Consider the following 26,676-nt stretch of genomic DNA (forward strand, 5'->3'; position numbering starts at 1 on the left):
CACGACACCGAGGAGCACCGTGACCCCACGCACCGCGCAGACCAGCGCCCCCGTTCTCGACACGCTCGCCGAGCGCTGGAGCCCGCGCTCTTTCGACACCGAGCACACCTTCCCCGAGGGCGCCCTGCGGGGGGTGCTGGAGGCCGCCCGCTGGGCGCCGAGCGCCAACAACTCCCAGCCGTGGCGCTTCATCGTGGCCCGTCGCGGCAGCGCGAGCTTCGCCCGTATCGAGGGCGCGCTGGCCGGATTCAACCGCGAGTGGGCCGGCCTGGCCGCGGCCCTCATCGTCAACGTGGCAGAGGTCGAGGACGCCGAGGGCGGACCGCGCCCGTGGGCCGAGTACGATCTCGGCCAGGCCGTCGCCCACCTCAGCGTGCAGGCGCACGCCGAGGGCTTCCACACTCACCAGATGGGCGGCTTCGACCGCGAGGCGATCCGCGCCGTCTTCGACCTGGACGAGCGCCTGCGCCCCGTCTCCATCACCGCGATCGGCCTGCTGGGCGGCCTCGAGCAGCTCTCCGACACCCTGCGCGAGCGCGAGGCGGCGCCCCGCACACGGCTGACGCTCGAAGACCTCATCCTCGTGCGCGATTGATCCTCGGGGTGGCGCGATCCGCGTCACCCCGAGGGCAGTTCAGTCGAGCATGTCGCTCTGGTCGATGACCGATTCGACGGTCTCGACCAGAGCGCGCTTCTTGGCGTACAGCGGGTGGGCCGGATCATCGGCTTCGGCCGGCAGGCCGAGCGCGGCCGCCGTCTCGAGCGTGTTCACCCCGGCGCAGGCGACGACGGTGGATTCGGGCAGCTCGGGGAACTGCTCGGCCACCTGCTCCGCGATCTTGGCCGAGGCCACGAGCAGGGCGTTGATGCGCCCGGACTGGATGTCCTCGCGGATGTGCACCGAGGCGGGCACGCCGACCGTGCGGAACGCGAGCACCTGCGTCACGTCGTGACCGCGGCTCATCAGCCCCTGCGTGAGCACCGGGATCGCCACGTCCGAGCGCAGGGTGAGCACCCGCAGCTTCTCGCCGGTGTCGATCTCGGGCCACTCCTCGAGGAGCGCGTGCGTGCTGTTGCCCCGGCTCGGCATTCGGGTGATGGGATACCCGGCGTTCCGGAACGCCACCGCCGTCGCCTCGCCGACGATGGCGAGCTTGGTCTCGGGCGGGATCACGGCGTTGTGGTGCGTGAGCACGTCGGCGACCGTGGAGCTGGTCGCCGTCATCCAGTCGAAGCGGCCCGCCTCGAGCTCCTTCAGCGCCTCGACGAGCTTCTCCTCCTCGCTCGTGTGCGCGAAGTCCACGAGTGGAGCGATGACCGTGTGGGCCCCGTGCTCGCGCAGCGCCTTCGAGACCAGGTCTCCCCAGGTTCCGCCCCTGGGCACCAGGACACGCAGGCCACTGAGCGGCTTCGCCTCAGTCGACATACACCCCACTCACTCGACACCAATACAAAAGGCCATACGATCAGTCATTCGTGGACCCGAGGTATGGCCGCTGACGGATATCCATCGGTCCCTATTCTGACCCTGCGGCACTCCGGAAGCAAAACGAGCGCCACCGCGCACCCGAACGCAACCGAAATGTGATCTATCGATGTCGCCCGTGCGCCGGCTACTGCAGGCGCTTCGCCACCGCGGTCGCGACGCCCCACACGGCGAGGCCGGCGAACGCGGCGGCGGCGGCCACCCCCGCGGCGAAGCCGAGGGGGTTGCGCCGCTTCTGCTCGGCGATACGCTCCTTCGCGTCGCCCACCGCGTCGTCGATGCGCTGCGCGTAGTTGAGCCGATCCTTGAGCTGGGACAGGGTGTCGTACAGCTCGGCGCGGGCGCGGGCCGCCTCGGCGACACCCTGCTGCTTCTCTCGTGAGGTCATCGCCAGTTCCCCTCTTCGCCGACGCGCGGCATCTGCGTTCCGCGGGGCTCGGAGGGCTCCGCGTTCACCCGCACCTCGCTCATGGCGGTGAGGTCGCCGCCCACGCGATCGAGCGTCTCCTCGGGCACCGGGTTGCCGCGCTTGATGAGCGCCACACCGGCGAGGATCGCCGCCGCGGCGAGCAGCAGCAGCGCCGCGGCCACGACCAGCGCGGCGAGCCACCACGGCCACACCAGCGCGAGAGCCGCGATGGCCGCGATGACGAGCGCCTCGAGCATGAAGAAGAGGAAGAAGAGCGCGACGACGATAGCCCCCGCGCCGATCCCGGCCTTCTTCGCCTTCGAGACGATCTCGCGCTTCGCGTTCTCGTACTCGAGCTTGGCGAGGGCGACGATCTGCTGCGGCAGGCGGGTCAGCAGCTCGAACGTTCCCGCCTGATCCTTCCTGCGGCTCATGCGGCACCGCCCGCGGTCGGCGCGGACTCGTCCGCCGCGCGCGTCCCGGCTCCCGCGGTGCCGCCGGTCTTCGCGGATCCGCCGCCGGCGCCCGCCGGGCGGGTGGGCGGGTCGCTGCGGTCGTTGAGGAGGGACGCGAACGCGCCCTTGCCCGCGCGCACCACCGTTGCCTTCAGCTCATCGACGCGGGTCTGCGTGGCCTCGCGCATCGCGCTGACCCCGCGCTGCACGGGCGCGGTGTGCCACACGGTCTGGGCGCCGCGCTTGATCTGCTCGTAACGCTCACGGCCCGCCCGGGTACCCAGCACGTACCCGACCGCCGCGCCGAGAACGAATGCGATCTTGCCCTTCATCATTGCCTCCCGCCGATGGCGTCTCGTGGTCTTCCGCTAGCCTACTCCGCCCGCGTCGAGGTTTGCATACCCCTGCGGTTATATACGCGACCCGTTGCGATTATTCGGATATTCCGGTAAGCCGACGGCGCAGCACTACGGCCGCCGCGCGCGCGTCGGCCACCGCCGTCGCGAGATCGCCGCCGTGCAGGGCCGTGCCCACCGGCAGCGTGTCGCGGCGCTCGTCGCGCGCGCGGCCGAGCCGTTCGACGGCGGCGTCGCGCTGCGCGATCGAAGCATAGGGCGCAGCGCGCACCGCCGCCGCGGTCTCGCCGGACCGCGGGCGCAGATCGGCGGCGGCCAGCGCCTCCCGCACCCGCGAAGCGGGCTCATCCCGACCCCACCCGCCGGCGTCGACGGCCGGGATCGCCGGCCCGGCCGCCTCCACCCGGTATCCGGCGCCATCGCGCTCGATGCGCAGCGACCAGCGCTCCCCGCCGGGGATCGTCACGGTCTGCACGGCCGGCATCACACCCCGGTCGCCCACCGGGAGCCCCGGATCCTCGACGGGGGCGCCGCCGCGCACCCGCAGTTGCGAGGGCCTCAGCTCGTCCGACTCGCCCGCCGGGTCGGACGGGCACCCGCCCGCAGCGCCCTCGAGCCCGATCACGAGAGAGCGAGCACCGACTTCGCCGCCGTCTTCCCGGACGAGCCACTCGCCCGCCGCACCCTCGCCGCCGCGGCGCGGCGCGGACGCGGGCACGGCCGCATCGGCGAACTCCGCGCCGTACAGGGCCAGTCGCTCCAGCAGGGCGCGGCGGAGCGCGGCCCATCCCCCGCTCGGGGCGACGCCTGTTTCACGTGCAACAACCCGATCGGCGTAGGCGAGCGCGGCACCGGAGAGGGAGCCGGTGCGGGTGAGCGTCTCGTTCAGCCCCGGCGCGGCGATCGCCACCTCCACCTCGTCGGCCGATACCCCGAACCGCTCGCGCACCAGCGGCTCCACGAGCCGCTCGAGCGGCACGCTACCGAGGCGCGCACGCACGAGCGCGCCCAGCGCGTGCGTCTTGCCGATCGTGAGCACGGGCTTGACCCGGTCGAGGTAGGCGCGGGCCGCGGCGCGGCCCCCCAGCAGGGCGACCGCGCTGGACGAGACGGGCACGGCCGGGATGCCGAGCACCGCGGGCGTCGGCTGCGGCGCCCATTCGCCCCTCGGGCCGCGCAGCAGCACGGGGGCGGGCGGCTCGGCGACCGGCCGCGCGGCCTCGGCGGCGGGTCCGCCGGCGGTCAGCGGAGCGGCGACGTGCTCGAGGAAATCGCGCAGCGCCCCATCGGGGTCCGGCACTCCCCGATCGTCGGGGCCGGTCCAGGCGTCGGGCCGGTCCTCGCGGTCCGGCACCCCCACCCGCACCGACAGCCCCACCTCCGCCAGCTCGAGAGCCGCCGCAAGCGCGGGCAGGCCGTCGCCCAGCACATAGGCGTCGGCCACGCGGGCCTCAACCACGCGGGCGCCCCTCCCCGTCGTCCTGAGGCGGGGACCCGGGTGGCCGGGATGCGGGATCCGAATCGCCGGCCCGCGGCTGCGATGCCGGCGGCTGCTGCGGATCCGGCGCCGGCACGGGCAGCGGCATCTGGATGAGATCGATGCGCTCCCGCCCGTGACCGCCGCGCTTGAAGACGCGCAGCGTGAGCCACGCGAACAGCGCGAGCCCCACGACCTGGCCGATCACGCCGCCCGGGCTGCCCCCGCCCGAGGTCTGCGCGGTCTCTCCGGTGATCCCCGACGCCATGATGCCGAAGGCGATGTAGTTGTTGACGATGTGGATCGCGATGGCCGCCTCGAGACCGCCCGTGCGCCAGGTGAGCCAGGCGGAGACGGCGCCCAGCAGCCCGACGGCCAGCAGGCCCCAGATGTCGTAGATGTGCAGCGAGGCGAAACCCACGGACGGGATGAGGATCGCGAACCACGGATTCTTGAACCACGCGCCGAGCACCTGCATGAAGAGGCCCCGGAACACGACCTCCTCCGCCGTGGACTGCAGGGGCACCAGCAGCAGCACGAGCAGCAGCGAGAGCAGGGCCGCGTTCACGTCGAAGTCGCGGTCGGCCCCCGGCGACGGCTCGGTCAGCGACCCCGGGTCGAGGGCGATCCCGGCCCCGATGCCGACGAGGTTCATGACCACGATCGCCAGCACGGCGGCACCGCACAGCCGCCAGAGCAGGCCCCAGCGGATGCGCGTCGCGACCGACCAGACGCGGCCGACGGGGCGCATCCCCATCACCAGCATCGCGAGCATCACCGAGGGGATCATGATGATGATCGACACCATGGTGACGAGCACCGAGGCGGGGCGCTGCGTGTCGAGCACCTCGGCGGTGCCCGCGGCGACCTCCATCGGGTAGCCGGGGTCGATGGCCATCAGCACCGGGACGAAGGCCAGGGTCACCGCCACGGTCAGGATGCCGAAGAACGCCCCCGCCAGCAGCAAGAGCAGCAGCGGCTTCCACCACCGGTACCCCGCGACGCCGCGCAGCAGCCGATGGTACTCCAGCGGCTCCGTCTCGACCGTCCGCATCGGCCGCGGCGGGCGGGCCCACGCCCACTCCTGCGGGGCGCCGCGCTGGGCGGGCTGCGACTGGCCGCCCCCGTCCTCGGGCTGCGCCGCCTGACGGGGCTGTTCGGGTTCGGTGCCGGTCATCGGGGCCTCCCGGTCACGCGCCCCGGAGACGCCGGGCGAGATAGGCGTGCAGCTCGGCCCGGGGCACCCGATCCTGCCGCATCGTGTCGCGCTCGCGCACCGTCACCGCGTCGTCGTCGAGCGAGTCGAAGTCGACCGTGACGCAGAGCGGAGTGCCGATCTCGTCCTGGCGGCGGTAGCGACGGCCGATCGCGCCGGAGTCGTCGAAGTCGATGTTCCAGTCGTCGCGCAGCTCCTGCGCGATCTCGCGGGCCAGCGGCGAGAGCCTCTCGTTGCGGCTGAGCGGCAGCACCGCCGCCTTGACCGGCGCGAGGCGCGGGTCGAGCGCGAGCAGCGTGCGCGTGTCGGTGCCGCCCTTCGCGTTCGTCACCTCCTCCTCGCGGTACGCGTCGACGAGGAACGCCATGAGCGAGCGGGTGAGGCCGGCCGCGGGCTCGATCACGTACGGGGTGTAGCGCTGGTCCCTGGCCTGGTCGAAGAAGCTGAGATCCTTGCCCGAGTGCTTGGAGTGCGTGGACAGGTCGAAGTCGGTGCGGTTGGCGATACCCTCGAGCTCGCCCCACTCGCCGCCGACGAAGCCGAAGCGGTACTCGATGTCGGCGGTGCGCTTCGAGTAGTGCGACAGCTTCTCCTCCGGGTGCTCGTAGAAGCGCAGGTTCTCGGGGTCGATGCCGAGGCCCACGTACCACGCCATGCGCTCGTTCATCCAGTACTCCTGCCACTCCTCGTCGGTGCCCGGCTCGACGAAGAACTCCATCTCCATCTGCTCGAACTCTCGGGTGCGGAAGATGAAGTTGCCCGGCGTGATCTCGTTGCGGAAGCTCTTGCCGATCTGCCCGATGCCGAACGGCGGCTTCATGCGCGCCGACTGCAGCACGTTGGCGAAGTTGACGAAGATGCCCTGCGCCGTTTCGGGGCGCAGGTAGTGCAGGCCGGCCTCGTCGTCGACGGGGCCCAGGTAGGTCTTGAGGAGCCCGGAGAATGCGCGAGGCTCGGTCCACTGACCGCGGGTGCCGCAGTTGGTGCACACGACCTCGGCGAGGCCGCCCTGGGGCTCGCGCCCCTTCCTCTCCTCGAACTCCTCGAGGAGGTGATCCTCGCGGTAGCGCCTGTGGCACTGCAGGCACTCGACGAGAGGGTCGCTGAAGACCTCGACGTGGCCGGAGGCCTCCCACACCTGCTTGGGCAGGATCACGCTCGAGTCGATGCCCACCACGTCGTCGCGCTTCTGCACCATCGACTTCCACCACTGGCGCTTGATGTTCTCCTTCAGCGCGGTGCCGAGGGGGCCGTAGTCCCAGGCCGAGCGCGATCCGCCGTAGATCTCACCCGCCTGGTACACGAAGCCGCGGTGGCGGGCGAGGGCGATGACCTTGTCGAGGCGTGACTGCTCAGCCATGTTCTGTATTCACTCCAAGGGGCAAGCGGGGATCTTGGGAACGAGGCGCGGGTCTGATCCGGTTCGGGATCCGGATCCTGCGCCCATGCCAGCCCAGTCTACCGGCGGGCGCTGCGCCTCGCTCTTCACGCGCGCAGCAGAGCTCGCCGATGGTGGTGCGCTTTCCGTGACGCCCTGGCGCCGCCCTACGCGGAGACGGTGACGTAGTACTTCTTCAAGTGCTCGTGGATCTCCCACACGCCGCTCCAGCCGTCCGGGATCAGCACCAGATCGCCGGTCCGGTGGTTGAGCCGCTCGCCGCTGTCGGAGACGAGCGTCCCGCTCCCCTCGAGGATGAGCACCACCTCGTTCACACCGTTGCGCGCGGTCGCGAAGCTGCCGGGCGAGCACTCCCAGAAGCCGAGATCGACGCTGTCGGCGTCGATCGAGAGCGCGTTGTCCGTCGCGTCCCGGGGCGCGCCGTCGACGGCCGTCGGTTTGAGCGCCGGCAGGGGGAGGGAGAGGGAGTCGAGCGAGCGCAGGATCCGCGCCTGTGCGATGGTCATGGGGGTTCCTCAGCTCTCGGGTGTGGAGTGACGAGACTCGCCGAACGGCGACGAGATGACGCTTGCGGCGCCACGATAATGATCATACAATGAACGGTAAGCTCAATCAATGAACATGTGCGCAGTGCTGCGGCATCGTCGCCCCGCACCTCGCACACGAACCGAAGCGAGGATCGCATGAGCGTTGTCATCGAACACGAGACCGGGGCCGCCCGCAGTACCGACCGGTGGATCGACGGAGAGCACGGCCGGTTCTGGGGCTCCTGCGGAGCCGCGGGCCTGCTCATCGAGAACCGGCGCTCCGAGGTGCTGCTGCAGCTGCGGGCCTCCTGGTGCCACCACGGCGGCACCTGGGGCATCCCGGGCGGCGCACGGTTGGCCGGGGAGCTCCCGATCGAGGCGGCGCTCCGCGAAGCCCGCGAGGAGCACGGCGTCCCCACCGACCGGGTGCGCATCCGCGACTCCCACACCCTCGACTACGGCTACTGGTCGTACGTCACGCTGCTCGGCAGCATCGACGAGGACTGGGTGCCCCGGCTGGAGACCCCGGAGGCCGACCTGGCCCGCTGGGTTCCCGTGCGCGACGTGGAGCGCCTGGAGCTGCACCCGGATTTCGGCGCCTCCTGGCCGCAACTCCGCCGCCTGCTCGCCGGCGGGGATGGAACGCGCAGCCGGTAGGCCGAATCGCACAGAGCGCGGTGCACGCCTACGGCGCACCTGGAAGAGAACTTCCGCGCCGCACGCCTCGAGCTCGCCAACGAGGCGCTCGCGGGGGCCGCGGCGCTCATTTCATCGGCCTGTAACCGGGCGGCGGCTATCATTGTGAGAATCGCGGATTCGAACTAGAGGTGGTCAGCATTCAGCAGCAACAAGTCCGGGATCCGGCGAGCCGTTCTCCCGAGAACGATGAACAGCAGGTCCCCGAACTCATGAATCGTTCGGTGCTGCGGGCCATGACGCTGCTCAAGGAGCTCGGCAGGCACCCCGGCGGGGCAACCGCGGCCGAGCTCGCCGCAGCGACCGGCCTCGCCCGTCCGACGGCCTTCCGGCTCCTGCTGAGCATGGCGCACACCGGCGTGCTCGTGAAGACCGAGGGCCGGTTCAGCCTCGGCCTGGAGGTGGCCCGCCTCGGCCGGATCGCCGACCCGTATCGCGACCTGCAGCCGCACGTGCAGGTCTTCATCGACCGGCTCTCCGCGGAGCTGAGCGAGGCGACCGCCTACTCGATCGTCACCGGCCCGGCCAGCCTCGACCTCATCGCCGAGGCGGCGGGGTCGTACATGCTCTCAACCGCGATGGGCTACGTCGGCCGCGACGTGCCGATGCACGCGAGCGCCACGGGCAAGGTTCTGCTTGCGGATCTCTCCGACGAGCAGGTCGTCACCCTGCTCCCGGAGCAGTTGCAGTCGTTCACCCCCTTCACCATCACGGCGCGCGATCTGCTGCTGCGCGAACTCGCGGACGTGCGCGTGAAGGACTACGCGACCCTCGACAACGAACTCGAGGAGGGGCTCTTCGCGGTGGCGGTGCCCGTTCGGGATGAGACAGGGCAGCTCATCGGCGTCCTCTCCGTATCGGGGCTGGACCAACGTATGAAGGCCGCGAACGTGCACACCTTCATCGAGAAGCTGCGAACTGCAGCGGATCAGCTGCGCACCAACGTCCTCGGAATCTGATCGGCCGGACCGGGCCGGCGACGCGCCATCGCCGTGATTTCACGCCGCCGAACGGGCACCGGCGGCGGCCGGGCCTACCGCCGAGCCGTCGGAAACGTCGGCCTCTGGTCGGCGCATCAACCAGGGCAGGCTGATCGCGGCCGCTTCCGTGACGTTCGGATCCCAATCGCGGACGGACGGCAACTGCGGTGCGGCCTGGCCGGGCGCCAGCTCTTCCGCACCTCGTGCGGTCGACCTGCGGCGCAGCGCAACGAGGAGACCCTGCACCCCGATGAGACCCCAGACCAGGTTGGACGCGACGGCGGGCCACGCGCCGTAGGCGAGCGCCCCGGCCGAGGCCATGAAACCCCCCGCGGCGTTGAGAAACGAGTAGCGCTTCGCCGAGGGATCCACCCATCCGCGCCAGATGAGCACGTACGCCGAGAACGTACCGATGGTGCCGATCCACCCGAGAGCGGTGCCGATGAGGTCTTCCAACGCTGCTCCTTTCAGTGCCCGGGACGTTCGTGAAGCCGCCTCCTCTCGGCCTGCCCGGATCGTTCGGTCGGCGGCGAGAGTGATGCAATCCCCATCCTGAGGCGAGGATCCATTCAGCACAATCGAATCTTTGGGTACCGGGGATGTAGAATATCTGCATATGAGGATCAACGTCGCCCGACTCCACTACCTCCTGCAGATCTCGCGCAGCGGCGGGGTCCTCGCGGCCGCCGAGGCGATGAACCTCACCCCGTCCGCGGTGTCGCAGCAACTGGCGCGGCTGGAAGCGGAGGTCGGAGTGCCCCTGGTGGACCGGACCCCGCGCGGCATCGTCCCCACGGCCGCGGGACGCGAGCTGATCGAACTCGCCGAGAACGTGGAGCGCGAAGTGAACGAGGCGGCGCTGCGCGTCGGAGCGGCGAGCGAGCTGCCCAGCGGGCTGGTGCGCTTCGGCGGGTTCCAGAGCTTCGTGAGCGGCGTGCTCGCCCCCGCCCTGCCGCGGTGGCGCAGCGACCTCGCGGGGGTGGACCTCCAGGTGGCCGAGGCCGACCAGAACGAGCTGCTGCGGGGTCTGCGCTCAGCCGACTTCGATCTGATCGCCGTCGAGTTCGACGAGGCCGTGACCCCGGCGCCGCTGAGCGCCGGGACGCGGGAGGTCGCCCTGCTCGACGACCCCTGGGTGCTGGTGGCACCGGCGGGCACCCAGGCTGCGATGGGCCTCGTGCAACTGGAGACCCTGCGCTTCCCCTGGCTGGAGCTCGGCGGCGGCGCCGGGGCCCTCAGCGCGGTCACCCGCATTCGAGAGAACCTGCCCGATTCGACCACGGCGTCGCATCGCTACGTCAACCACCAGACCGCGCTGGCGCTCGTGGCAGCCGGGGAGGGAGTGACCCTGATGCCGAAGCTGGCGCTGCAGGAGCACTCGCTGAGCGGAGTGGAGACGCACGAGCTGCCCGGCTTGGGCGTGCGGCACATCTCGCTGCGCTATCGCCTCGGTCGCAAGCCCCACCCGGCGGTGAGCGCCGCAGTCGAGTTCATGCGGACCTTCACCGCCGGCGTGGACGAGGCGCAGGACCAGTCAGCGCGGTGACGCGCACGACCCCGAACCCCGGGGTATCAGCTCGGCAGGCAACGCAGCGTACGGCCGCAGACCAGATGACGATCCGATTGCGTTCGCTACGGTCACCGCGAGGCGTTCGGCCTTCGCGATGTCGCGCCGGGATCGGGCCGAGCAGAGAGCCCGACGCGATCCCGGCGCGCGGCCTACTTGATCAGCGTGGGAAAGGCGTCCGGGTTCTCCTCGATCCACTTCGCGACGGCACCCTCGTAGTCGCCCTCGTAGTCGTCACTCGTGATGAGCGTCTCCAGAGCGCCATAGGACTCGTCGCTGAACTTGATTCCCTTGATGAGCTCGGCCGCATCCGGATACTGCTCAGAGAATCCCTTCGTCGCCATGGTCTGAAGCGTCTCGGTTTCCCCCATCGCGCCCTCGGGGTCCTCGAGATCCTTGACATCGTAGGCGGTGTTCGCCCAGAACGGCCGCCAGAGCGTCACGACGATCTCCTCCTTCTTATCGATGGCCTCGCCCAGCACGGTGAGCATCGACGCCGTCGACGAGGTGGTCAGCTTCCAGTCGTCCAGCCCGTAGGCCGGCATCGCCTCTTCCTGCGTCACGCGGGTCAGGCCGGCGCCGGGCTCGATTCCGATGATTTCCTTGCCGAAGAGGTCGGCGTTCTTCTTGAGGTCGGCGATGGAGTTGATCTTCGAGTACGACGGAACCGCCAGGGTCAGCTTGGCGTTGTCGTAGAAGACGTTGAGCGACTCGAGGTTGTCGCCGAACTCCTCCATATAGGCCTTGTGCGTCACATCCGGCCACGTGGAGCCGAAGATGTCGAGATCTCCGCTCGCGGTTGCCGCGAAAACGGGCCCGTTGTCGCCGAGTTCCTCGACTTCGACCGTGTAGCCGAGCTTCTCCAGCTGATTCTTGATGAGGAACGCAAGGCTCTCCTGATCAGTCCAACCGGGAACGAAGCCGATGGAGATCGTATCGCCACCGCCCCCGCCACCCGCGCCTTCAGCACCATTGCCGCTTCCACCGCTGGAGCATCCTCCGAGGGTGAGCGCGGCCGCGGCGCCGAGTGCGAGAGCAGCGGTCAGCTTCCTGTACTTCATAGTGCTTCCTTTCGTGGGTGCTTCACGGAGGTACCGCGATGCGTCGATGCAGTGACGGGGCTCACGACTTCGTCGCCGTGAGGACCCCGCCACCCTTCTTCTTCTTGGTCAGCTTTGCGAGAAGGGACGCCGGGTAGTCGGCGCGATTGCCGAGCGCTGCGGTCACCCTGTCGAGGTAGACCGCGATGATCACCACGCAGAGGCCGGCCTCGATGCCGAGTTCGAGGCGCTGGGTCGACACCGCCGAAACGACATCCTTGCCGAGCCCGTCGGCTCCGACGAAACCGGCGAGCACGGCCATGGAGAGCGAGAGCATGATCACCTGATTGATGCCCGCCATGATGGTGGGGGTGGCCAGAGGCAGCTGAATGCCGCGGAGGATCTTGCCCGGCGTCGCACCGAACGCGTATCCCGCCTCGACGGTCTCGCCGTCGACGCCTCTGATACCGAGTTCGGTGAAGCGCACCCCAGGGGGCAGCGCGAAGATCACCGTCGCGAAGATGCCCGGGACGAAGCCGATGCCGAAGAACAGCACGGCGGGGATCAGGTAGACGAACGCCGGCATGGTCTGCATGAAGTCCAGCACGGGCTTCACCGCCGCGCTGACCGCGTCGTTCTTCGCAGCGAGAATGCCGAGCGGCACGGCGAGGATCACGGCGATGAGGGTTGCGACCAGTACAAGGCCGAGCGTCTGCATCGTACTCTCCCAGAAACCCATCGAGACGACGAGCAGCAGCGAGACCACCGTTCCCGCCGCGAGTTGCCACGAGCGCAAGGTCCACCCGAGCAGGGCGAGCAGCAAGATCATCACCGGGAAGGGGACGGCCAGCAGCACGCCGACCAGACCCGCCACGGCCGACTCGACGACCAGGCTGCAGAAGTCGATCAGCCACTGGAAGGTGTCCTGAAACCAGTTGAACGCTTCCTTGCCCCAGGTTCCGATCGGGATGCGGTACCAGTCGTCCATCAGCGGGTCTCCTCATCGCTCGAAATGACATCGCCCGAGTCGGGCATCTCCTCGTCTTCGTACTCCCCCTCGTCGAGAGGAGCGATGACCGGGATCGCGCTCGTCGCCGGCGGAAGGTTCGCGAGCGACGCGAGCAGCGTCACGCGCGGCACCACACCGAGCAGGCGGCCCTCCTCGTCCGTTACGGCGATCGGCAGGTTGCTCTCGATCACCATCTCGAAAAGGTGCGCGATGAGCTGTTCGGGTTTCACTACCGAGGGGGCAGGGCGCATGCTCCCCGTGAGGTCGGCTCCCCCGTCCCGCACGAGGCGCATCATGTCCTTGTCGCGCACGATGCCGAGCAGTCGGCGGCGCTCGTCTGTCACATAGCAGGCGGAGACCTGCAGCCGGCGCATGATGTGCAGGGCCGCGCGAGGGCCGTCGGCCGCCCACACCACTGAGCGGGCGGGCTCCATCACGTCGGCGGCTGTGAGCACGCGGGCGCGGTCGACGTCCTGCACGAACTGGGCCACGTAGTCGTTGGCCGGATCGGTGAGGATGTCGTTGGGCGTGCCGACCTGCACGATGCGGCCGTCGCGCATCACGGCGATGCGATCGCCGAGGAACATGGCCTCGTTGAGGTCGTGCGTGATGAAGACGATGGTCTTGCCGAGCTCGCCCTGCAGTTCGACCAGCTGCTCCTGCATCTCTCGCCGGATGAGCGGGTCGAGCGCCGAGAAGGCCTCGTCCATGAGCAGGATCTCGGTGTCGGCGGCGAACGCGCGGGCGATGCCGACGCGCTGTTTCATGCCTCCTGAGAGCTGACTCGGCAGGCTGTCGGCCCACTCGCCCAGGCCGACTCGCTCGAGCCAGTACCGAGCCCGCTCTAGCCGATCCGCGACCGACGCGCCCTGAATCTCGAGCCCGTAGGCGACGTTGTCGAGCACGGTGCGGTGGGGGAGCAGCGCGAAGTGCTGGAACACCATCGACATCTTGTCTCTGCGCAGTTCGCGCAGTTCCGGAGCCGAGCGGCCGACCACCTCTTCGCCGAGCACCTTGATCGATCCCTCCGTGGTGGGGTTCAGCCCGTTGAGCATGCGGATGAGCGTCGATTTGCCCGACCCGCTCAGCCCCATGACGACGAAGATCTCGCCCTTCTTCACCTCGAACGAGGCCTCGATCACCCCGGCGGTGCCGAGGTGGAGCAGGTCCTCGCGGTTCTTGCCCTGCTTGAGCTGCTTCACCACCTCCTTCTGGCGTTTGCCGAAGACCTTGTACACACGGTCGAGGAGAATCGCGGTCGGACGCTCCTCGGGGGACGTTCCCGGCGGCGCAGCGGCCTCAAGGGTGGCGGGGGTTGGTTCTGTCATCGTTGACTCCAATGCTGCGGTTGTCGCAGGGCTCATCGTCGAGCAGGCCCTGAGGCGAGATTACAATATTTTGATCATGTCGTTCATCTAACGAACACTAATCGTTATCTCGAAGATATCTTGAACTGGGCAATCCTCGAGTGATCTCCTGGGTTGATCCTCGCCCTGCCGTAATGCCGAGCAGAGTCACTGATCGATGACGTTCATAAAACGAACTCCAAGATCATTTCTGCGACTGTTTCCGGCCTCCAAGCGAGGCTCACGAGCAGCGCGCAGCGCACGGGCACCGCCGTCGTCGCTAGTGCCCGACCACGATCCTGAGCGGCATGGTGCGCGTATCGATGTTCGGGTTGGTGTCCTGCCGGGCGACCAGCGCCTCGGCCTCCTCGCGGCTCTCGACCACCGGAACGGAGCCGAGCAGCGGACGCCGCGCCGACTCCCGCATCTTCCAGATCGCGAAGAGCGCGATCGCCGAGAAGAACATCACGTAGAACGCCGGCGCGAACGCGTTGCCGGTGCCGTTCAGCAGCATCTGGCTGAACAGCGGGGTCGTACCGCCGAACGCCGAGATCGCGACGTTGTGAGTGAAACCGACGCAGCCGTAGCGCGACGCGGTGGGGAAGAGCTCCGACATGACGGCACCCGTGTTCGCCAGGAACATCGCGCTGGGCACCGAAAGCATGAAGAGCACGACGTAGGGCGACCATGCCGTCCCGCTCTGCGCCAGCGCGAACGCGGGGATGAGCAGGACGAGGTTGCCGATCGCGGCCATGTAGTAGATGGGTCTGCGCCCGATCTTGTCCGCCCACGCTCCGAAGAACGGGATGAGGATGGCCTGCAGCACGAGAACGAGAACCGCAGCCAGCGCCGTCTGCGACGCTTGGACGCCGGCCTCCACCTCGATGTACGTCGGCATGTAACTCGTGAGCATGTACGAGGCCGAGCCATCGGCCGCGATCAGTGCGATGCCGACGAGGATCGCCGGCCAGTGCCGACGGAGGATGCCTGACAGCCCCTGGCGCACGAACAGCGGATCGATGTCCTTGCCGGCCGCATGTTCTTCCACGTGCTCCGCGAGTTCGAACGCCGGCGACTCGGGGATCCGGCTGCGGAACGCGATCGCCAGGAGGCCGAGCGGCAGCGCGATGAGGAACGGGATGCGCCAGGCGCCGTCCTGCATCGCCGTTTCGCCCCACGCCGAGGTCGACCACGCCGTCGTCAGAGCTACCATGCCGGCGCCGCCCGCGAACCCGAGCATCGATCCGGAATTGAGCAGAGCGGTCATGAAGCCTCGGCGCTTGTCGGGCGAGAACTCGGCGATGTAGGTGGCCGCCCCGGAGTACTCGCCGCCCGTCGAGAAGCCCTGCATCATCTTGAGCAGATACAGCGGAATGATGACCCACAGCCCCACCTGCTCTGCCGTCGGCAAGCAGCCGATCAGCGTCGTCGCAGCGGCCATGAGGGCGATGGTGAAGAAGAGCATCTTGCGGCGCCCGACTTTGTCGCCGAGCGGGCCGAGGATCATGCCGCCGAGAGGACGCACGATGAACGAGACCGCGAAGCCGAGCAGCGTGACGACGAGGCCCATCGACTGGCTCAAGCCCGCGGTGAACACCGAGGTCATGGTGACGGCGAGGTAGCCGTAGACACCGATGTCGTACCACTCGATGAAGTTGCCGACACCGGCGCCGATCTGCGCCCGGTTCAGCTCCTTCCTGTCCGAGATGATGATGTCGCCGACTTCGAGCCTGCGGGGGGATTCGGCAACTGACTGTGTTTCAGACAACGTCGTCTTCTTTCTTCGATGAATCGGGATGGTATGGGCGACGCCCAGAAATGAGGAGTTGGTGGACTTCAGTCGGGCGAGGCGACGAACGTCTGCTCGAGCTCGCCGATGCCCTCGACCCAGGTGCGCACGCGTTCGCCGGGTCGCAGGAACCGCTGGGGTTCGCGCCCGACTCCGACGCCCTCGGGCGTGCCGGTGAAGAGCAGATCGCCCGGCAGTAGCGTGAGCGTCTTCGACAGCTCCGCCACCAGCTCGGGGATCGGCATGATCAGGTCCGAGGTGCGTCCGAACTGCACCTCTTCGCCGTCGATCTCGCAGCCGAGCGCGATGTCGTCTCGGTCGGCGAACTCGTCGGCGGTCACAAGCCAGGGGCCAGTGGGAGCGAAGCCCGGCAAGGACTTGCCCAGGCTGAACTGCGGGGCGGGCGGGCGCAGCTGCGCCGTTCGCTCCGAGAAGTCGTTGCCGACGGTGAGGCCCGCGACGTGGTCCCAGGCGTCCTCGACCGCGACGTGCCGGGCCGAACGGCCGATCACGGCGACGAGCTCGACCTCCCAGTCGACCGTGCCGCCACGCGGCAGCTCCACGGTGGTCACCGGGCCGGTGAGCGCGCTGCAGAACTTGGTGAAGACGGGCGGCAGCCCGTCCGGCGCGTCGAAACCGGCCTCGCTCGCGTGAGCGCGGTAGTTCAGCCCGAAGGCGAAGACCTGCGTGGGCTCGGGCGACGGGGGCCCGAGCAGATGCGGATCGAACGACTCGACCGGTCCGGGCTCCGAGCTCCTCGCCCACACGAGGAATTCGGACCACAGCGCATACACCGCCCGCGGCTCGGGACCGAAGCGGCCGCCGGACGCGCGGTGCACATCGACACCGGCACCCGGCCCGATCACGATCGTCGTGCGACCGCCGACGTTTGCGAGTCTCATCCGGATCGCTCCGCTCAGCGCCCGTCGACCAGGCGCGGCACCGGGTTGGCGGGATCCTCGCGGAGCTCGTCGGGCAGCAGCCCCTGGGGGAATCCCTGGTAGGCCACGGGGCGCAGGAAACGGTCGATGGCGGCGGTGCCGACCGAGGTCGAACCGCTGGCCGTCGAGGCCGGGTACGGCCCGCCGTGCTGTTGCGCGTAGGTCACCGAGACGCCCGTGGGCCACTGATTCCACAGCACTCGGCCGGCCTTCACCGCGAGCACGTCGACCAGTTCGGCGACGTCGTCGCCCTCCTCCGCCTGGAGCGACGCGGTGAGCTGACCCTCGAACACCGAGGCGAGCTCCGGGAGCTGCGCCTCGCTGTCGTACTCGACCACGAGCGAGGACGGGCCGAAGCACTCCTCGAGCAGTGCGCCAGGGTTCGCCAGCACCTCGGCGGCGGAGACGATGTGCAGGATCGGCGACGGCGCCTCCCCGTACGGGTCGAAGCCCGCGTTCACGACCCGGGCACCGCCGGCCTGCAGTGCGCGCACGGCCTGGACATAGCCCTCCCGGATGCGCTCGTTGAGCATGGCCGCTCCGGCGGGCAGCTCGGCCTCGCGCAGCGCGGCCAGCATCCGGGATCCCTTCGGCACCAGCACGGTGCCCGGCTTGGTGCAGAACTGCCCCGCGCCCAGCGTGAAGGAGCCGATGAACTCCCGGGCGATGTCGCCTCCTCGCGCCCGATCGGCCGCCTCGGTCACGAACACCGGGTTGTTGCTGCCGAGCTCGCCGTAGAAGGGGATCGGATCGGGCCGGCTCTGCGCGAGATCGAACAACGCCCGCCCGCCCGGGATCGAGCCCGTGAATCCGGCGGCTTTGATACGGCGATCCTGCACGAGCGTGCGTCCGGCGTCAGTGCCGTACACGATGGCGAAGGAGCCCGCGGGGGCTCCCGCGGCCGACAGCGCCTCGCCGACGACGCGGGCCGTCTCCCGGGAGAGGTCGAGGTGACCGCTGTGCGCCTTCACGACGACCGGGCACCCCGCGGCGAGCGCCGACGCCGTGTCACCTCCCGCGACCGAGAACGCGAACGGGAAGTTGCTCGCGGAGAAGACCGCGACGGGCCCGAGCGGGATGTGCGTGCGGCGCAGGTCGGGACGGGGCGCGCCCATCGGCCACTCCGGTTCTGCGTGGTCGATGCGCGCGTCGAGGTACCGGCCGTCGACGGCCGTCTCCGCGAAGATGCGCAGCTGGAACGTGGTGCGCTTCAGCTCGCCGCGCAGCCGCGCCTCGGGCAGGTTGGTTTCACGCCGGCCGATGGGCACGAGGGCATCGGCCTCGGCGTCGAGCGCATCCGCGACCGCGGTGAGGTAGGCGGCCCGTGCGAACCGGTCGCCGCGTCGCAGCTCGCCGGCCGCCCGTTCGGCGGCGGCGAGGATCCCCTCGAGCTCGGCCGCGCCGGTTGCTTGCACTTCACTCATTGTTCGTGCTCCTCCTGAATAACATGTGCTCTGCGTATCGGCTACTTCGCCGCGTACTCGAAACCGACGTCGCCCCAGCCGACGAAGGTGCCGGTGACCTTCGTGCCCGGTTCCAACCGCTCCGCCGCGAGACAGCTGCCCGGCAGGATGAAGTCGCCGGCGCGGAAGGCGATGCCGTACTCCGCCACGCGGCGGCACAGCCAGGCGATGGCCGACACCGGGTTGCCGTAGATCGCCGAGGTGTTGCCCCGGGCGACGACCTCGCCGTCGTAGCGGATCTCGCCGTGGGTGTCGGCGAGATCCACTTCGCTGAGCTTGCGGGGCTTCGCACCGGTGATGACTCCGCCCACAGAGCCGCCGTCCGCGATGGTGTCGAGGATGCCGATGTTCCAGTCCCTGACGCGGGAGTCGATGATCTCGATCGCCGGAAGCACGTAGTCGGTCGCCGAGACCACCTCGAAGGGGGTCACGTTCGGCCCGCCGAGGTCGGTCTTCAGCACGAAGGCGGGCTCGAGCTCCACGAAGGGCGCGATGAACTCGTCTCCGGGGATACGCAGGTTCTCGGGGTAGAACTGGCTGGCGAGCAGCGGGCCGTAATCCGGCTCGTCGACGCCGAACTTGTCCTGCATCGCCTTGGCGATGTTGCCCAGCTTGAAGCCGACCTGGCGGTCGCCCTCCCGCTCTCGACGTCGCACGACCTCCTGGGCGACGCGAAGAGCGTCGAGCGGGGTGTCGCCCTGCCCGCCCGATCCGATGAGCGTGTCGACGGGAGTGCGGGTGCGCTTCGCCTCGATCAGCGTGTCGGCGATCTCGTTGACGTTGATCGTCATATCCGGCCCCCTACGCCTGCTTCGACGCGGTGCCGAGGTGGACGATCTTCATCGAGGAGAGCATGTCGCGCGGGTCCCAGATAGTGCTCTCCTCGAGGATCCTGCCGTGGGCGTGCTTGATGAACGACGCACCCGCGACCTTCACGGTGCGGCCGGTGGGCGGCACGCCCATGTACTCGCCCGTGTGGGTGCCGACGCCCTGCCAGTGGATCGCGATCATCTCGTTATCCTCCACGGCGTGCAGAATCTCGAGGTGGTAGTCGCTGAACGCGGCGTGCGACGACTCGATCTGCTTGACGAGGTCCTCGATGCCCTCATCGCCCGACTTGGTGTGACGGACGTAACCGGGTGCGACGATCTCCTCGAACGCCGCGGTCTCTCCGTCGCCCCAGGCACGCACCCAGGCGGCCGCGACGTTTGCCAGCATCGTGCTCATGCTTGCGTCTCCTCTGCAATCGGCTTGGGGGCGGGGGCAGGCTTATCCCATTCGTCGAACTCGCCGAACTTGCCTCCGCGGAAGATGAGTGCTTCGCCGCTACCGATCTCCATGCCGGTGATCGTGGCGACGATGATGTAGTGATCGCCGGCAACGACCTCGTAGAGGACGTTGCAGTCGAGCCAGGCCGTCGACCCCGGCAGACGGGGATTGCCGTGGGGGCCCGCCTCGTAATCGAGCCCGTCGAACTTATCGACGCCTCGCCGCGAGAGCGCCCGGCACACCGGCAGTTGCTCGGTCGACAGGATGTTCGCGGTGAAGTTCTCGAGTGTGCGGATGGTCGGCCAGGTGCTCGAACCCTTGTCGACCGAGAACGCCGCGAGCGGCGGGTCGATCGAGAGCGACTGGAAGGTGCCGACGACGAAACCGACGGGCTTGCCCTCGGTCGACGTGCCGGTGATCGCCGTGACCCCGGTGGGCAGCAGGCCGAACACCTGCCGATAGTCCATGGGATCGATCGAGCCGTCCTCGGCTACGGTGATTGCGTTCATTGCTGGAAGATAAGCCTCTCTGCTCGTGATTCAGCGACTGAAGTTGCTGCGGTACTGGGCACCCGGGTGGTCGTCGGGCAGATGGGCGTTGCCCGCGCCGAAGAGGTTCTCGCGAAGGGTGCCCTCGTTCGGCGACGTCCGCATGGAACCGCGCTTCTGCAGCTCGGGGACGACGAAATCGGTGAAGTCCTTGATGTCCTGATACTTGACGGCGTGGGCGATGTTGAAACCGTCGATGCCGGTCTCCCGCACCCACGACTCGAGTTCGGCGGCGCACGTCTCGGGGCCTCCCACGATGACGGGGGAGGTTCCGCCGATCCCGATGTACTCGGCGATGTCGCGCGGCGTCCACACCTTGTCGGGGTCCATCTTCGTGAACACGTCGAGCATGGTCTGCGTGCCCTCGATCTTCATGTCTTTCAACGGCACGTCGGGGTCGAGTTGGCTCATATCCATGCCGGTCCAACCGCTGTAACGGGCCATGGCCCCATCGTATGAGACGTACGAGAGATACTCCTCGTACTTCTTCTGCGCCTCCTCATCGGTAGCCGCGCTGATGACCGTGATCATCTGGAGCACGGCGACGCTGTCCGGGCGCCGGCCGGCCTCCACGGCTGCGGCCCGCAGGTTGTCCACCCACTTCTTGAGGCCCGGCTTGGTCGTCGAGTTCATGAATACGGCCTCGGCCGTCGCAGCTGCGAACTTCACGCCTCGGCTCGAACCTCCGGCCTGGAAGATCACGGGGGTGCGCTGCGGCGAGGGCTCGCAGAGATGGATGCCGGGAACGGAGAAGCTCTCGCCCGCGTGGTGGATCTCGTGCACCTTCGACGGATCCGCGTACACGCCGCCGGACTTGTCGTTCACGGCCGCGTCGTCCTCCCAAGAACCCTCCCAGAGCTTGAGACAGACGTCGACGAACTCCTCGGCGTGGGTGTAGCGGTCGGTGTGCGAGCGCTGCCGCTCAGCGCTGTGATTGCGCGCCGCGCTGTTGGAGTAGGAGTTGACGACGTTCCACCCGATGCGCCCGTCGGTGAGATGATCGAGCGTGCTGAACTTGCGCGCGACCGTGTAGGGCTGCTCATAGGCCGTCGACGTCGTGACGCCGAAGCCGAGGTGCTTCGTTGCCGCAGCCATCGCCGGGATCAGGTACGCGGGATCGTTGGCCGGGATCTGCGCCGCGTCGCGCAGAGCCTCATCCGCGTTGCCCCGGTAGAGGTCGTGGTAGCCGATGTTATCCGCGAAGAAGATGCCGTCGAAGCCGGCCTCTTCGAGCAGCCGCGCGTACTCGACCCAGTACTCGACGTTCTTGTACTCAGCGCCTCGGTCCGCAGGGTGGCGCCAGAGCCCGGCCGAGAGGTGGGCCGGGCCCGAGAAGTCGAAGGCGAAGAGCTTCATCTGCTGAGCCAATGTGGTCACTCCTTTGTGTCGCGCAAAACGTTCATTCAACGAACATTAGGTTCATTTACTGACCATACATTAAATCCCCGCGACCGCAAGGTCAACTCCTGAATCGAGATTCTTTGCATCGCTCGGGAGGGATCCGGTCATTCTGCTCCTCAGAGCAGCTCGGTACGGTATCGTCTTGACAGGCAAACCCGCTGGGGTATTGTTGGAGTTCAGTCAATGATCTAATCGTTCGTTTACTGAGTTTCTCAGGCGTGAGAAGCGGTATCGTGGCCGCTAAGGCGGGCATCGTCACCGTGGACATCCGACTCAGATAATCGAAACTGGTATGGGCCGGGCTCTCGCTCTCGGCTCATCACCGCCTCTCAGCCGAAGGGTCAAACGCAGAGATGCCCGAGTCGCCAGCTCCTCGCTTCGGGGCGTGGATCACCTTGGACTCATCGGTCATGGCCGAGCAAGTGGCCCGTCTCGGCTTCGACTTCGTGGTCGTCGACGGCCAGCACGGCATGCTCGGCTACTCCGAGCTGCGCGACGCCCTCATCGCGGTCACCGCGGGCGGCTGCCCCCTCCCCGTCGCACGCGTCAGCCGCAACGATCCCGGGGAGATCGGCCGCGTCCTCGACGCCGGCGCTCGCGGTGTCATCATCCCGATGGTCGATTCCGGCGAGGAGGCGCGCGCCGCCGCTCACGCCTCCCGGTACGCCACCTCCGGCGGCCGGCGCTCCTACTCTCCCGTGCGGCATGGCGAGCACTTCGGCCGGGCTCCCGGCAGCACCGACGCGAACGTACTGGTGCTTCCCATGATCGAGACCCGCGAAGGCCTCGCCGCCCTCGACGAGATCCTCGACACCCCGGGCATCGACGGCGTATTCGTCGGGCCCTACGATCTCTCACTCGCTCTCGGCGCGGACATGCCCTTCGAGGAGGGCATCCGCTCGGAGCTGGAGCAGGCGCTCGCACAGATCCGCGAGGCGGCGAGGCAGCGCGGCAAGATCGCCGGCATCTACTGCGGCACCGGCGAGGCGGCGGCGCAGCGGGCGCGCGAGGGCTTCACCCTGGTCAACACGTGCCACGACATGAGCGCCGTCCGCGAGGTCATGGGCGGACAGCTCGCCCACGTCGCCGCCCAGGGGCTCTGCGTCGCCGAGCGCCTCGCCGAAGAGATGCGCGAGCATTGACCGCACCGACACCGTCACCCCCCATCCGGTACACCAGGAAGGACAGCAGAATCATGGAAGAAGTCGACGTAGTCGTCATCGGAGCCGGCCTCGCCGGCATCACCGCGGCCCGGGAGCTCGGCAACGCCGGTCACAGCGTGCTGGTGCTCGAGGCCAACGATCGTATCGGCGGTCGCGTCTACACCGCCGACCGGCTCGGCGTGCACCTCGAGCTCGGAGGCAACTGGCTGCACTGGCTGCAGCCGCACGTGTGGGCGGAGATCACCCGCTACGGCCTCGAGGTGGATCGCGGCCCCCGATCCGAAGAGACCTACTGGATCCAAAACGGGGAGGTCGTGAAGGGCGACCTGCCCGGGTTTCTCGACTTCCTCGATCCCGGCCATCAGAAGCTCGTCGCACGGAGCGCCCAACTCATGCCTCGCCCGGACCTCATCGAGACCGGCGACGCTTTCCGCGAGGCCGACAAGCTCTCGCTGCAGGAGGTCTTCGACGGCCTCGATCTCAGTGACGAGGAGCGCGACGCGAACGAGTGCGCCTGGGTGGGGCACTGCAACGGTCCGCTCGACCAGGTCGGATACTCGGCCGCTCTGCGCTGGACCGCCGCGACCGGCGGTGACTGGCGCCTGATGCACACCGCCAGCTCGGTGCTGCGCATCAAGGCGGGCAACCACACCCTCGTCGAGGCGATCGCGAACGACGTCAAGGGTGAGATTCGCCTGAACAGCCCCGTCGTCAAAGTGCGCCACGACGACGGGGGAGGCGAGCTGGAGACCGCTGACGGAACCGTCATCCGCGCGCGCCGCATCATCAGCACCCTGCCGCTCAACATCCTGCACAAGCTCGACATCGAGCCGGCGCTCAATCCGGTGAAGGTCGAGACGAGCGAGGAGGGCACGGCCTCGAAGGGCCTCAAGCTCTGGGTACGCGTCAAGGCGGCCGACGGCGCGATCAAGCCGTTCTTCGCCTACTCGACGCAGCACCACGATCTCTCGGTCATCCGCACCGAGTTCGTGGAGGGGGACGAGGCGGTGCTGGTCTGCTTCGGCGCCGACATCGACCGCTTCGACTTCGAGGACCCGCAGGAGGTCGGCAAGGCCCTGCAGGTCTGGCGCGATGACCTCGAGGTGCTCGAGATCGCAGCCCATCCGTGGGGCCGCGATCCGTATGCCGAGGAGACCTGGTTGATCCATCGCCCCGGAGCGTACACGCGCAGCCAAGCCGAGATGCAGCGAGCCGAGGGGGCGCTGCACTTCGCCAGCGGCGACATCGCCAATCTCTGGGCCGGCTTCTTCGACGGGGCCATCGAGAGCGCGCTGCGCACCTCCCGGGAGGTCGACGCGTCGCTCCGGGCGGGCTGACGCGGACACCGCAGGCTGAGAGCCCGCCGCTCGAATCTCGCGGCGGCCCCGCCGCCTCGGCGCCGTGCCCCGATCCTCCTCGAACGGACCGAGTGATCCGATGCGTCGCACTGCGCTCCTCGGCTTCTGCAGCCTGCTCGCGTCAGCCTTCCTCTTCGCCGTCTCCGGCCCGATCGCGAAGACGCTGTACGACGGGGGATGGTCACCCGGGGCGGTGCTGCTCGTGCGTGTCGCCGGGAGCGCCATCGTGCTGCTCCCGGCGACGGCGCACGCGTTGAGGGGTCACTGGGCCCTTGTCGCGCGCCATTGGGGGTCGATCGTCGCCTACGGGGCCGTCTGCTTCGCGGGCATGCAGGGCTTCTTCTTCCTCGCCATCGAGCATCTCTCGGTCACGCTGGCCCAGCTGATCCAGATGACGGCCCCGGTCATGGTCGTGTTCTGGCTCTGGCTGCGCACTCGCAGGCGGCCGTCGAACCTCACCTTTCTGGGCGTCGCCGTCGCCGTGGGCGGGATCCTGCTACTCCTCGACCCGCGCGGCTCCCCGCTCAGCCTCGCCGGCGTGCTGCTCGCCTTCGCAGCGGCGCTCTGCACGGTCGTCTACTTCCTCGTCTCGGCGAAGCAGCGCACACCGCTCCCACCCGCCGCCTACATCGGGTTGAGCATGGCCGCGGGCGCCCTCGTCGTCATGGCGAGCGGCGCAGCGCGGATCATCCCCCTCGAGTTCACGCTCTCCGACGTGCCATTCGCCGGCCTCGATCTCCCCGCCGCAGTCCCCCTGATGCTGCTGGTGGTCTTCACCGTGGCCGCGTACCTGCTCGGCATCGTCGGCCTCCGATGCATCGGCCCCACCGTCGGATCCTTCACCAGCTTCAGCGAGGTCCCGTTTGCGGCGCTGGCCGCCTGGATACTCCTCGCCGAGTTCCCGGATCCTGCGCTGGTCACCGGCGGGATGCTGATCCTCGGTGGGATCGCGCTCGTCAAGTGCGGCGACATCGTCTCCGCACGGCGCCGGCGAACGGCTGCTCCGGCGACGGTGCCCTGAGCGCCTGCGAAACGCAGCAGCCCGGCTCCCGCACGGGTGGGAGGTGCGGATCAGGCGAGATCGATGAGGTTCTCGGGAGCCTCGCCCGCGCGCATCCGCTCGATCTGGCGGCGGATCAGGGCCGCCATGCGCGGCAGCATGGCGCCCGAGTCGCCGCCGACGTGCGGCGAGATGAGCGTGCCGGGGCAGGCCCACAACGGGTGCTCCGCCGGAAGCGGCTCGGGATCGGTGACGTCGAGCGCCGCGCGCAGGCGCCCCGCGCGCAGTTCGACGACCAGCGCATCGGTGTCGACCACCGGCCCCCGCGCCACGTTGACGAGCAGCGCGCCGTCCCGCATAGCGGCGAGCGCCTCGGCGTCGATGAGGCCCTCCGTCTCGTCGGTGAGCGGCACCGCCAGCATCACGATCTCCGCCTCGCCGAGGCGGGCGTGCAACTCGTCGAAGCCGCGCACCTCGACCGTGTCGCCCGCCAGATTGCGCTCCTCGCGGGCGGTGCGCGCCAGACGGGTGATCTCGACCTCGAAGCCGGCGAGCCGAGCCTCGATCGCCTTCGACACCCCGCCGTAGCCGACCAGGAGCACCCGCCGATCGGCGAGACTCGGGAAGGTGCGCAGGTCCCAGCGGCGGGCTTCGCCATCGCGCACGAACTCCGGGATCCCCCGCTGGGAAGCGAGCGTCAGCGCCAGCGCGAGCTCGGCCGTCGAGGCCTCGTGCACCGTCGTCGCGTTCGCGAACGGAACGCCCCTGGGCAGGTGCCTGGCCACGCCGTTGTAGCCGATCGACTGCCACTGCACGAGACGCACGTCGACGCCCTCGAGCCGAGCGAGCCGCCGGTGCGAGTTCCAGTACGGAGGCACGACGAGGTCGAACCGCTCGCGCGGTGCGGGGTCGTCGAGATCCCACTCGACGAACTCGACGCCCGGCACCTCCCCCACCGCTTCGCGCAGTCCGGCATCGGCGGGCAGGGAGACGACCAGGTCACTCATGCCACCGAGTGTATCGGTCGGTCGCCACTCCCTTTCGGCCGAAGCCGCTGCCGAGCGAGAATCTTGCGATCGAGAGCGGTTTTCGGCGACGGGCGCGGCGTCTCTCGATCCTGCGCGAAACGCAGTGTACGGTTTCTGTATGGATACTTCGAGCTTTCAGCGACTTCCACAGGGCATTCGACAGCTCGTGCTCGACGGCCTCGACAACGAGGTGCAGTCCGGCCTCGAGAGACTCGACGATGCGAAGAAGTCCGGTTCCCTCAATTCGGAGCAGACCGCATCGATCGAGGGCGACATCCGACGCGCGGCGGAGCTGCGCAATCGCTTCTCCCCGGCCGCGTAACCGCGGCGGGCCCCCGAAGGCCGGCTTGATCGTCTCGCGGTATGCCTCCGGAGCGCAGACGGGCTCTTCGGGCCGGTCAGTTCTTCGCGTTCACGCCTCCTCATCGGGGGTCGGTGTCTCTTCGCCCGTCTCCGGGTGGCGTACCAGCGCGGGATCCTCCTCGCCGTAGCGCGGATTCACCTCAGCACCCTCTGCACCGTAATCCTCCGTCGAGCCGTCGAGGATCGGGTGATCCAGAGTGCCGCCGTGAGGAGGCGAGTGCACGGTGCCCGCGCCGTTGCTGGCCTCGGTATCGCTGGCGTCGTGCGTCAGGTGGGGGTCTTGGAACTCTCGTTCGTCGGTCGGCGCGTCGGCATCGGCGGGTTCGTCGGTCGTGTGCTCGGACATTGTGTTCCTCCTCGATCTCGATGCTCGTGTTCGTGGACCTTCAC

General features: G+C 68.8%; 29 protein-coding genes. 8 read left to right on the top strand and 21 right to left on the bottom strand.

The genetic code is table 11. The features are described from left to right. Positions 1-19 precede the first annotated feature (19 nt). Positions 20-595 (top strand): nitroreductase family protein, encoded by a 576-nt coding sequence (locus tag D1J51_RS05395; protein ID WP_119074165.1) that lies wholly within the window; start codon positions 20-22, stop codon positions 593-595. A gap of 39 nt (positions 596-634) precedes the next feature. Here D1J51_RS05395 and D1J51_RS05400 read toward each other — a convergent pair whose 3' ends face one another. The 8 genes from D1J51_RS05400 to D1J51_RS05435 all read right to left on the bottom strand — a co-directional run bounded on the left by D1J51_RS05400 (position 635) and on the right by D1J51_RS05435 (position 7,304). Next, on the bottom strand, positions 635-1,426 hold the full coding sequence (locus D1J51_RS05400) for a uroporphyrinogen-III synthase (protein ID WP_119074166.1): 792 nt from the start codon (positions 1,424-1,426) through the stop codon (positions 635-637). Between the two features lie 187 nt (positions 1,427-1,613). Further along, positions 1,614-1,874, bottom strand: a complete 261-nt coding sequence (locus tag D1J51_RS05405) for a DUF3618 domain-containing protein (RefSeq protein ID WP_119074167.1) — start codon at positions 1,872-1,874, stop codon at positions 1,614-1,616. Further along, the gene (locus D1J51_RS05410; RefSeq protein WP_119074168.1) at positions 1,871-2,329 is read right to left on the bottom strand and encodes a phage holin family protein; all 459 of its coding nucleotides are present in this window, start codon (positions 2,327-2,329) and stop codon (positions 1,871-1,873) included. The genes D1J51_RS05405 and D1J51_RS05410 overlap by 4 nt, the downstream gene beginning before the upstream one ends. Continuing rightward, positions 2,326-2,682 carry a YtxH domain-containing protein gene (locus D1J51_RS18335; protein ID WP_240422949.1) on the bottom strand — a complete coding sequence of 119 codons (357 nt, stop codon included), beginning with the start codon at positions 2,680-2,682 and terminating at the stop codon, positions 2,326-2,328. Before D1J51_RS18335 ends, D1J51_RS05410 begins: the two co-directional genes overlap by 4 nt. A gap of 100 nt (positions 2,683-2,782) precedes the next feature. Continuing rightward, complete coding sequence (locus D1J51_RS05420; RefSeq protein ID WP_162903671.1) at positions 2,783-4,165, bottom strand: hypothetical protein; 1,383 nt, start codon at positions 4,163-4,165, stop codon at positions 2,783-2,785. Beyond that, the gene (locus D1J51_RS05425; RefSeq protein ID WP_119074170.1) at positions 4,158-5,360 is read right to left on the bottom strand and encodes a CPBP family intramembrane glutamic endopeptidase; all 1,203 of its coding nucleotides are present in this window, start codon (positions 5,358-5,360) and stop codon (positions 4,158-4,160) included. The genes D1J51_RS05420 and D1J51_RS05425 overlap by 8 nt, the downstream gene beginning before the upstream one ends. 13 nt (positions 5,361-5,373) lie before the next feature. Next, entirely contained in the window at positions 5,374-6,759 is a 1,386-nt protein-coding gene (locus D1J51_RS05430) for a glycine--tRNA ligase (protein ID WP_119074171.1), read from the bottom strand. A gap of 185 nt (positions 6,760-6,944) precedes the next feature. After that, a complete protein-coding gene (locus D1J51_RS05435; RefSeq protein ID WP_119074172.1) occupies positions 6,945-7,304 on the bottom strand; it encodes a cupin domain-containing protein in 360 nt (119 codons plus the stop codon). Positions 7,305-7,481: 177 nt separating this feature from the next. Between D1J51_RS05435 and D1J51_RS05440 the strand changes: the two genes are divergently transcribed. Beyond that, entirely contained in the window at positions 7,482-7,982 is a 501-nt protein-coding gene (locus D1J51_RS05440; RefSeq protein ID WP_119074173.1) for an NUDIX domain-containing protein, read from the top strand. A 170-nt stretch (positions 7,983-8,152) separates the two neighbouring features. After that, positions 8,153-8,980: an IclR family transcriptional regulator gene (locus D1J51_RS05445; RefSeq protein WP_162903672.1), complete on the top strand. Its 828-nt coding sequence runs from the start codon at positions 8,153-8,155 to the stop codon at positions 8,978-8,980. A 39-nt stretch (positions 8,981-9,019) separates the two neighbouring features. On the opposite strand, the gene D1J51_RS05450 is transcribed toward D1J51_RS05445, so the two are convergent. Beyond that, entirely contained in the window at positions 9,020-9,457 is a 438-nt protein-coding gene (locus D1J51_RS05450) for a CBU_0592 family membrane protein (RefSeq protein ID WP_119074175.1), read from the bottom strand. Positions 9,458-9,617: 160 nt separating this feature from the next. On the opposite strand from D1J51_RS05450, the gene D1J51_RS05455 reads away from it, so the two are divergent. Continuing rightward, positions 9,618-10,547, top strand: coding sequence for a LysR family transcriptional regulator (locus D1J51_RS05455; RefSeq protein WP_119074176.1), 930 nt, complete (start codon positions 9,618-9,620; stop codon positions 10,545-10,547). A 173-nt stretch (positions 10,548-10,720) separates the two neighbouring features. On the opposite strand, the gene D1J51_RS05460 is transcribed toward D1J51_RS05455, so the two are convergent. The 10 genes from D1J51_RS05460 to D1J51_RS05500 all read right to left on the bottom strand — a co-directional run bounded on the left by D1J51_RS05460 (position 10,721) and on the right by D1J51_RS05500 (position 21,350). After that, on the bottom strand, positions 10,721-11,629 hold the full coding sequence (locus D1J51_RS05460; RefSeq protein ID WP_119074177.1) for a glycine betaine ABC transporter substrate-binding protein: 909 nt from the start codon (positions 11,627-11,629) through the stop codon (positions 10,721-10,723). 61 nt (positions 11,630-11,690) lie between these two features. Then, entirely contained in the window at positions 11,691-12,596 is a 906-nt protein-coding gene (locus tag D1J51_RS05465) for an ABC transporter permease (RefSeq protein ID WP_119074178.1), read from the bottom strand. Then, a complete protein-coding gene (locus D1J51_RS05470; RefSeq protein ID WP_119074179.1) occupies positions 12,596-13,945 on the bottom strand; it encodes a quaternary amine ABC transporter ATP-binding protein in 1,350 nt (449 codons plus the stop codon). The genes D1J51_RS05465 and D1J51_RS05470 overlap by 1 nt, the downstream gene beginning before the upstream one ends. Before the next feature lie 298 nt (positions 13,946-14,243). Then, on the bottom strand, positions 14,244-15,731 hold the full coding sequence (locus tag D1J51_RS05475; protein ID WP_119074180.1) for an MFS transporter: 1,488 nt from the start codon (positions 15,729-15,731) through the stop codon (positions 14,244-14,246). 68 nt (positions 15,732-15,799) lie between these two features. Further along, positions 15,800-16,654 (bottom strand): fumarylacetoacetate hydrolase family protein, encoded by an 855-nt coding sequence (locus tag D1J51_RS05480; protein ID WP_119074181.1) that lies wholly within the window; start codon positions 16,652-16,654, stop codon positions 15,800-15,802. Between the two features lie 14 nt (positions 16,655-16,668). Further along, entirely contained in the window at positions 16,669-18,117 is a 1,449-nt protein-coding gene (locus tag D1J51_RS05485) for an aldehyde dehydrogenase (NADP(+)) (RefSeq protein WP_119074182.1), read from the bottom strand. Positions 18,118-18,158: 41 nt separating this feature from the next. Beyond that, positions 18,159-18,947 (bottom strand): 2-keto-4-pentenoate hydratase, encoded by a 789-nt coding sequence (locus tag D1J51_RS05490; protein WP_119074183.1) that lies wholly within the window; start codon positions 18,945-18,947, stop codon positions 18,159-18,161. A gap of 10 nt (positions 18,948-18,957) precedes the next feature. Further along, positions 18,958-19,383 carry an ester cyclase gene (locus D1J51_RS18170; protein WP_240422952.1) on the bottom strand — a complete coding sequence of 142 codons (426 nt, stop codon included), beginning with the start codon at positions 19,381-19,383 and terminating at the stop codon, positions 18,958-18,960. Next, positions 19,380-19,934 (bottom strand): flavin reductase family protein, encoded by a 555-nt coding sequence (locus D1J51_RS18175; protein WP_205547742.1) that lies wholly within the window; start codon positions 19,932-19,934, stop codon positions 19,380-19,382. The genes D1J51_RS18170 and D1J51_RS18175 overlap by 4 nt, the downstream gene beginning before the upstream one ends. Positions 19,935-19,964: 30 nt before the next feature. Then, positions 19,965-21,350 carry an LLM class flavin-dependent oxidoreductase gene (locus D1J51_RS05500; RefSeq protein ID WP_371414077.1) on the bottom strand — a complete coding sequence of 462 codons (1,386 nt, stop codon included), beginning with the start codon at positions 21,348-21,350 and terminating at the stop codon, positions 19,965-19,967. Positions 21,351-21,727: 377 nt separating this feature from the next. Between D1J51_RS05500 and D1J51_RS05505 the strand changes: the two genes are divergently transcribed. The 3 genes from D1J51_RS05505 (at position 21,728) to D1J51_RS05515 (ending at position 24,916) form a co-directional block, all read left to right on the top strand. Further along, positions 21,728-22,516, top strand: a complete 789-nt coding sequence (locus D1J51_RS05505) for an HpcH/HpaI aldolase family protein (protein ID WP_119074185.1) — start codon at positions 21,728-21,730, stop codon at positions 22,514-22,516. A 53-nt stretch (positions 22,517-22,569) separates the two neighbouring features. Further along, the gene (locus tag D1J51_RS05510; RefSeq protein ID WP_240422954.1) at positions 22,570-23,874 is read left to right on the top strand and encodes a flavin monoamine oxidase family protein; all 1,305 of its coding nucleotides are present in this window, start codon (positions 22,570-22,572) and stop codon (positions 23,872-23,874) included. A 100-nt stretch (positions 23,875-23,974) separates the two neighbouring features. Then, positions 23,975-24,916 carry an EamA family transporter gene (locus tag D1J51_RS05515; protein WP_119074186.1) on the top strand — a complete coding sequence of 314 codons (942 nt, stop codon included), beginning with the start codon at positions 23,975-23,977 and terminating at the stop codon, positions 24,914-24,916. Positions 24,917-24,966: 50 nt separating this feature from the next. Here the strand turns inward: D1J51_RS05515 and D1J51_RS05520 are convergent, their stop codons facing one another. After that, positions 24,967-25,902: a 2-hydroxyacid dehydrogenase gene (locus D1J51_RS05520; protein WP_119074187.1), complete on the bottom strand. Its 936-nt coding sequence runs from the start codon at positions 25,900-25,902 to the stop codon at positions 24,967-24,969. A gap of 139 nt (positions 25,903-26,041) precedes the next feature. Between D1J51_RS05520 and D1J51_RS05525 the strand changes: the two genes are divergently transcribed. Further along, on the top strand, positions 26,042-26,245 hold the full coding sequence (locus D1J51_RS05525; RefSeq protein WP_119074188.1) for a hypothetical protein: 204 nt from the start codon (positions 26,042-26,044) through the stop codon (positions 26,243-26,245). A gap of 90 nt (positions 26,246-26,335) precedes the next feature. Here D1J51_RS05525 and D1J51_RS05530 read toward each other — a convergent pair whose 3' ends face one another. Continuing rightward, positions 26,336-26,632 (bottom strand): hypothetical protein, encoded by a 297-nt coding sequence (locus tag D1J51_RS05530; RefSeq protein WP_240422956.1) that lies wholly within the window; start codon positions 26,630-26,632, stop codon positions 26,336-26,338. Positions 26,633-26,676 lie beyond the last annotated feature (44 nt).

Origin of the sequence: Leucobacter sp. wl10 (assembly GCF_003569785.1) — a bacterium.
In the GTDB taxonomy this organism is placed as follows: Bacteria; Actinomycetota; Actinomycetes; order Actinomycetales; family Microbacteriaceae; genus Leucobacter.

Excerpts from the sequence above, each read along its gene's own strand:
- D1J51_RS05430 (WP_119074171.1), bottom strand. The coding sequence starts at position 6,759 with ATGGCTGAGCAGTCACGCCTCGACAAGGTCATCGCCCTCGCCCGCCAC.
- D1J51_RS05490 (WP_119074183.1), bottom strand. The coding sequence starts at position 18,947 with ATGACGATCAACGTCAACGAGATCGCCGACACGCTGATCGAGGCGAAG.
- D1J51_RS05530 (WP_240422956.1), bottom strand. The coding sequence starts at position 26,632 with ATGTCCGAGCACACGACCGACGAACCCGCCGATGCCGACGCGCCGACC.
- D1J51_RS05405 (WP_119074167.1), bottom strand. The coding sequence starts at position 1,874 with ATGACCTCACGAGAGAAGCAGCAGGGTGTCGCCGAGGCGGCCCGCGCC.
- D1J51_RS05460 (WP_119074177.1), bottom strand. The coding sequence starts at position 11,629 with ATGAAGTACAGGAAGCTGACCGCTGCTCTCGCACTCGGCGCCGCGGCC.
- D1J51_RS05520 (WP_119074187.1), bottom strand. The coding sequence starts at position 25,902 with ATGAGTGACCTGGTCGTCTCCCTGCCCGCCGATGCCGGACTGCGCGAA.
- D1J51_RS05505 (WP_119074185.1), top strand. The coding sequence starts at position 21,728 with ATGCCCGAGTCGCCAGCTCCTCGCTTCGGGGCGTGGATCACCTTGGAC.
- D1J51_RS18170 (WP_240422952.1), bottom strand. The coding sequence starts at position 19,383 with ATGAGCACGATGCTGGCAAACGTCGCGGCCGCCTGGGTGCGTGCCTGG.
- D1J51_RS18335 (WP_240422949.1), bottom strand. The coding sequence starts at position 2,682 with ATGAAGGGCAAGATCGCATTCGTTCTCGGCGCGGCGGTCGGGTACGTG.
- D1J51_RS05515 (WP_119074186.1), top strand. The coding sequence starts at position 23,975 with ATGCGTCGCACTGCGCTCCTCGGCTTCTGCAGCCTGCTCGCGTCAGCC.
- D1J51_RS05465 (WP_119074178.1), bottom strand. The coding sequence starts at position 12,596 with ATGGACGACTGGTACCGCATCCCGATCGGAACCTGGGGCAAGGAAGCG.
- D1J51_RS05400 (WP_119074166.1), bottom strand. The coding sequence starts at position 1,426 with ATGTCGACTGAGGCGAAGCCGCTCAGTGGCCTGCGTGTCCTGGTGCCC.
- D1J51_RS05525 (WP_119074188.1), top strand. The coding sequence starts at position 26,042 with ATGGATACTTCGAGCTTTCAGCGACTTCCACAGGGCATTCGACAGCTC.
- D1J51_RS05425 (WP_119074170.1), bottom strand. The coding sequence starts at position 5,360 with ATGACCGGCACCGAACCCGAACAGCCCCGTCAGGCGGCGCAGCCCGAG.
- D1J51_RS05470 (WP_119074179.1), bottom strand. The coding sequence starts at position 13,945 with ATGACAGAACCAACCCCCGCCACCCTTGAGGCCGCTGCGCCGCCGGGA.
- D1J51_RS05440 (WP_119074173.1), top strand. The coding sequence starts at position 7,482 with ATGAGCGTTGTCATCGAACACGAGACCGGGGCCGCCCGCAGTACCGAC.
- D1J51_RS05480 (WP_119074181.1), bottom strand. The coding sequence starts at position 16,654 with ATGAGACTCGCAAACGTCGGCGGTCGCACGACGATCGTGATCGGGCCG.
- D1J51_RS18175 (WP_205547742.1), bottom strand. The coding sequence starts at position 19,934 with ATGAACGCAATCACCGTAGCCGAGGACGGCTCGATCGATCCCATGGAC.
- D1J51_RS05455 (WP_119074176.1), top strand. The coding sequence starts at position 9,618 with ATGAGGATCAACGTCGCCCGACTCCACTACCTCCTGCAGATCTCGCGC.
- D1J51_RS05435 (WP_119074172.1), bottom strand. The coding sequence starts at position 7,304 with ATGACCATCGCACAGGCGCGGATCCTGCGCTCGCTCGACTCCCTCTCC.
- D1J51_RS05510 (WP_240422954.1), top strand. The coding sequence starts at position 22,570 with ATGGAAGAAGTCGACGTAGTCGTCATCGGAGCCGGCCTCGCCGGCATC.
- D1J51_RS05410 (WP_119074168.1), bottom strand. The coding sequence starts at position 2,329 with ATGAGCCGCAGGAAGGATCAGGCGGGAACGTTCGAGCTGCTGACCCGC.
- D1J51_RS05485 (WP_119074182.1), bottom strand. The coding sequence starts at position 18,117 with ATGAGTGAAGTGCAAGCAACCGGCGCGGCCGAGCTCGAGGGGATCCTC.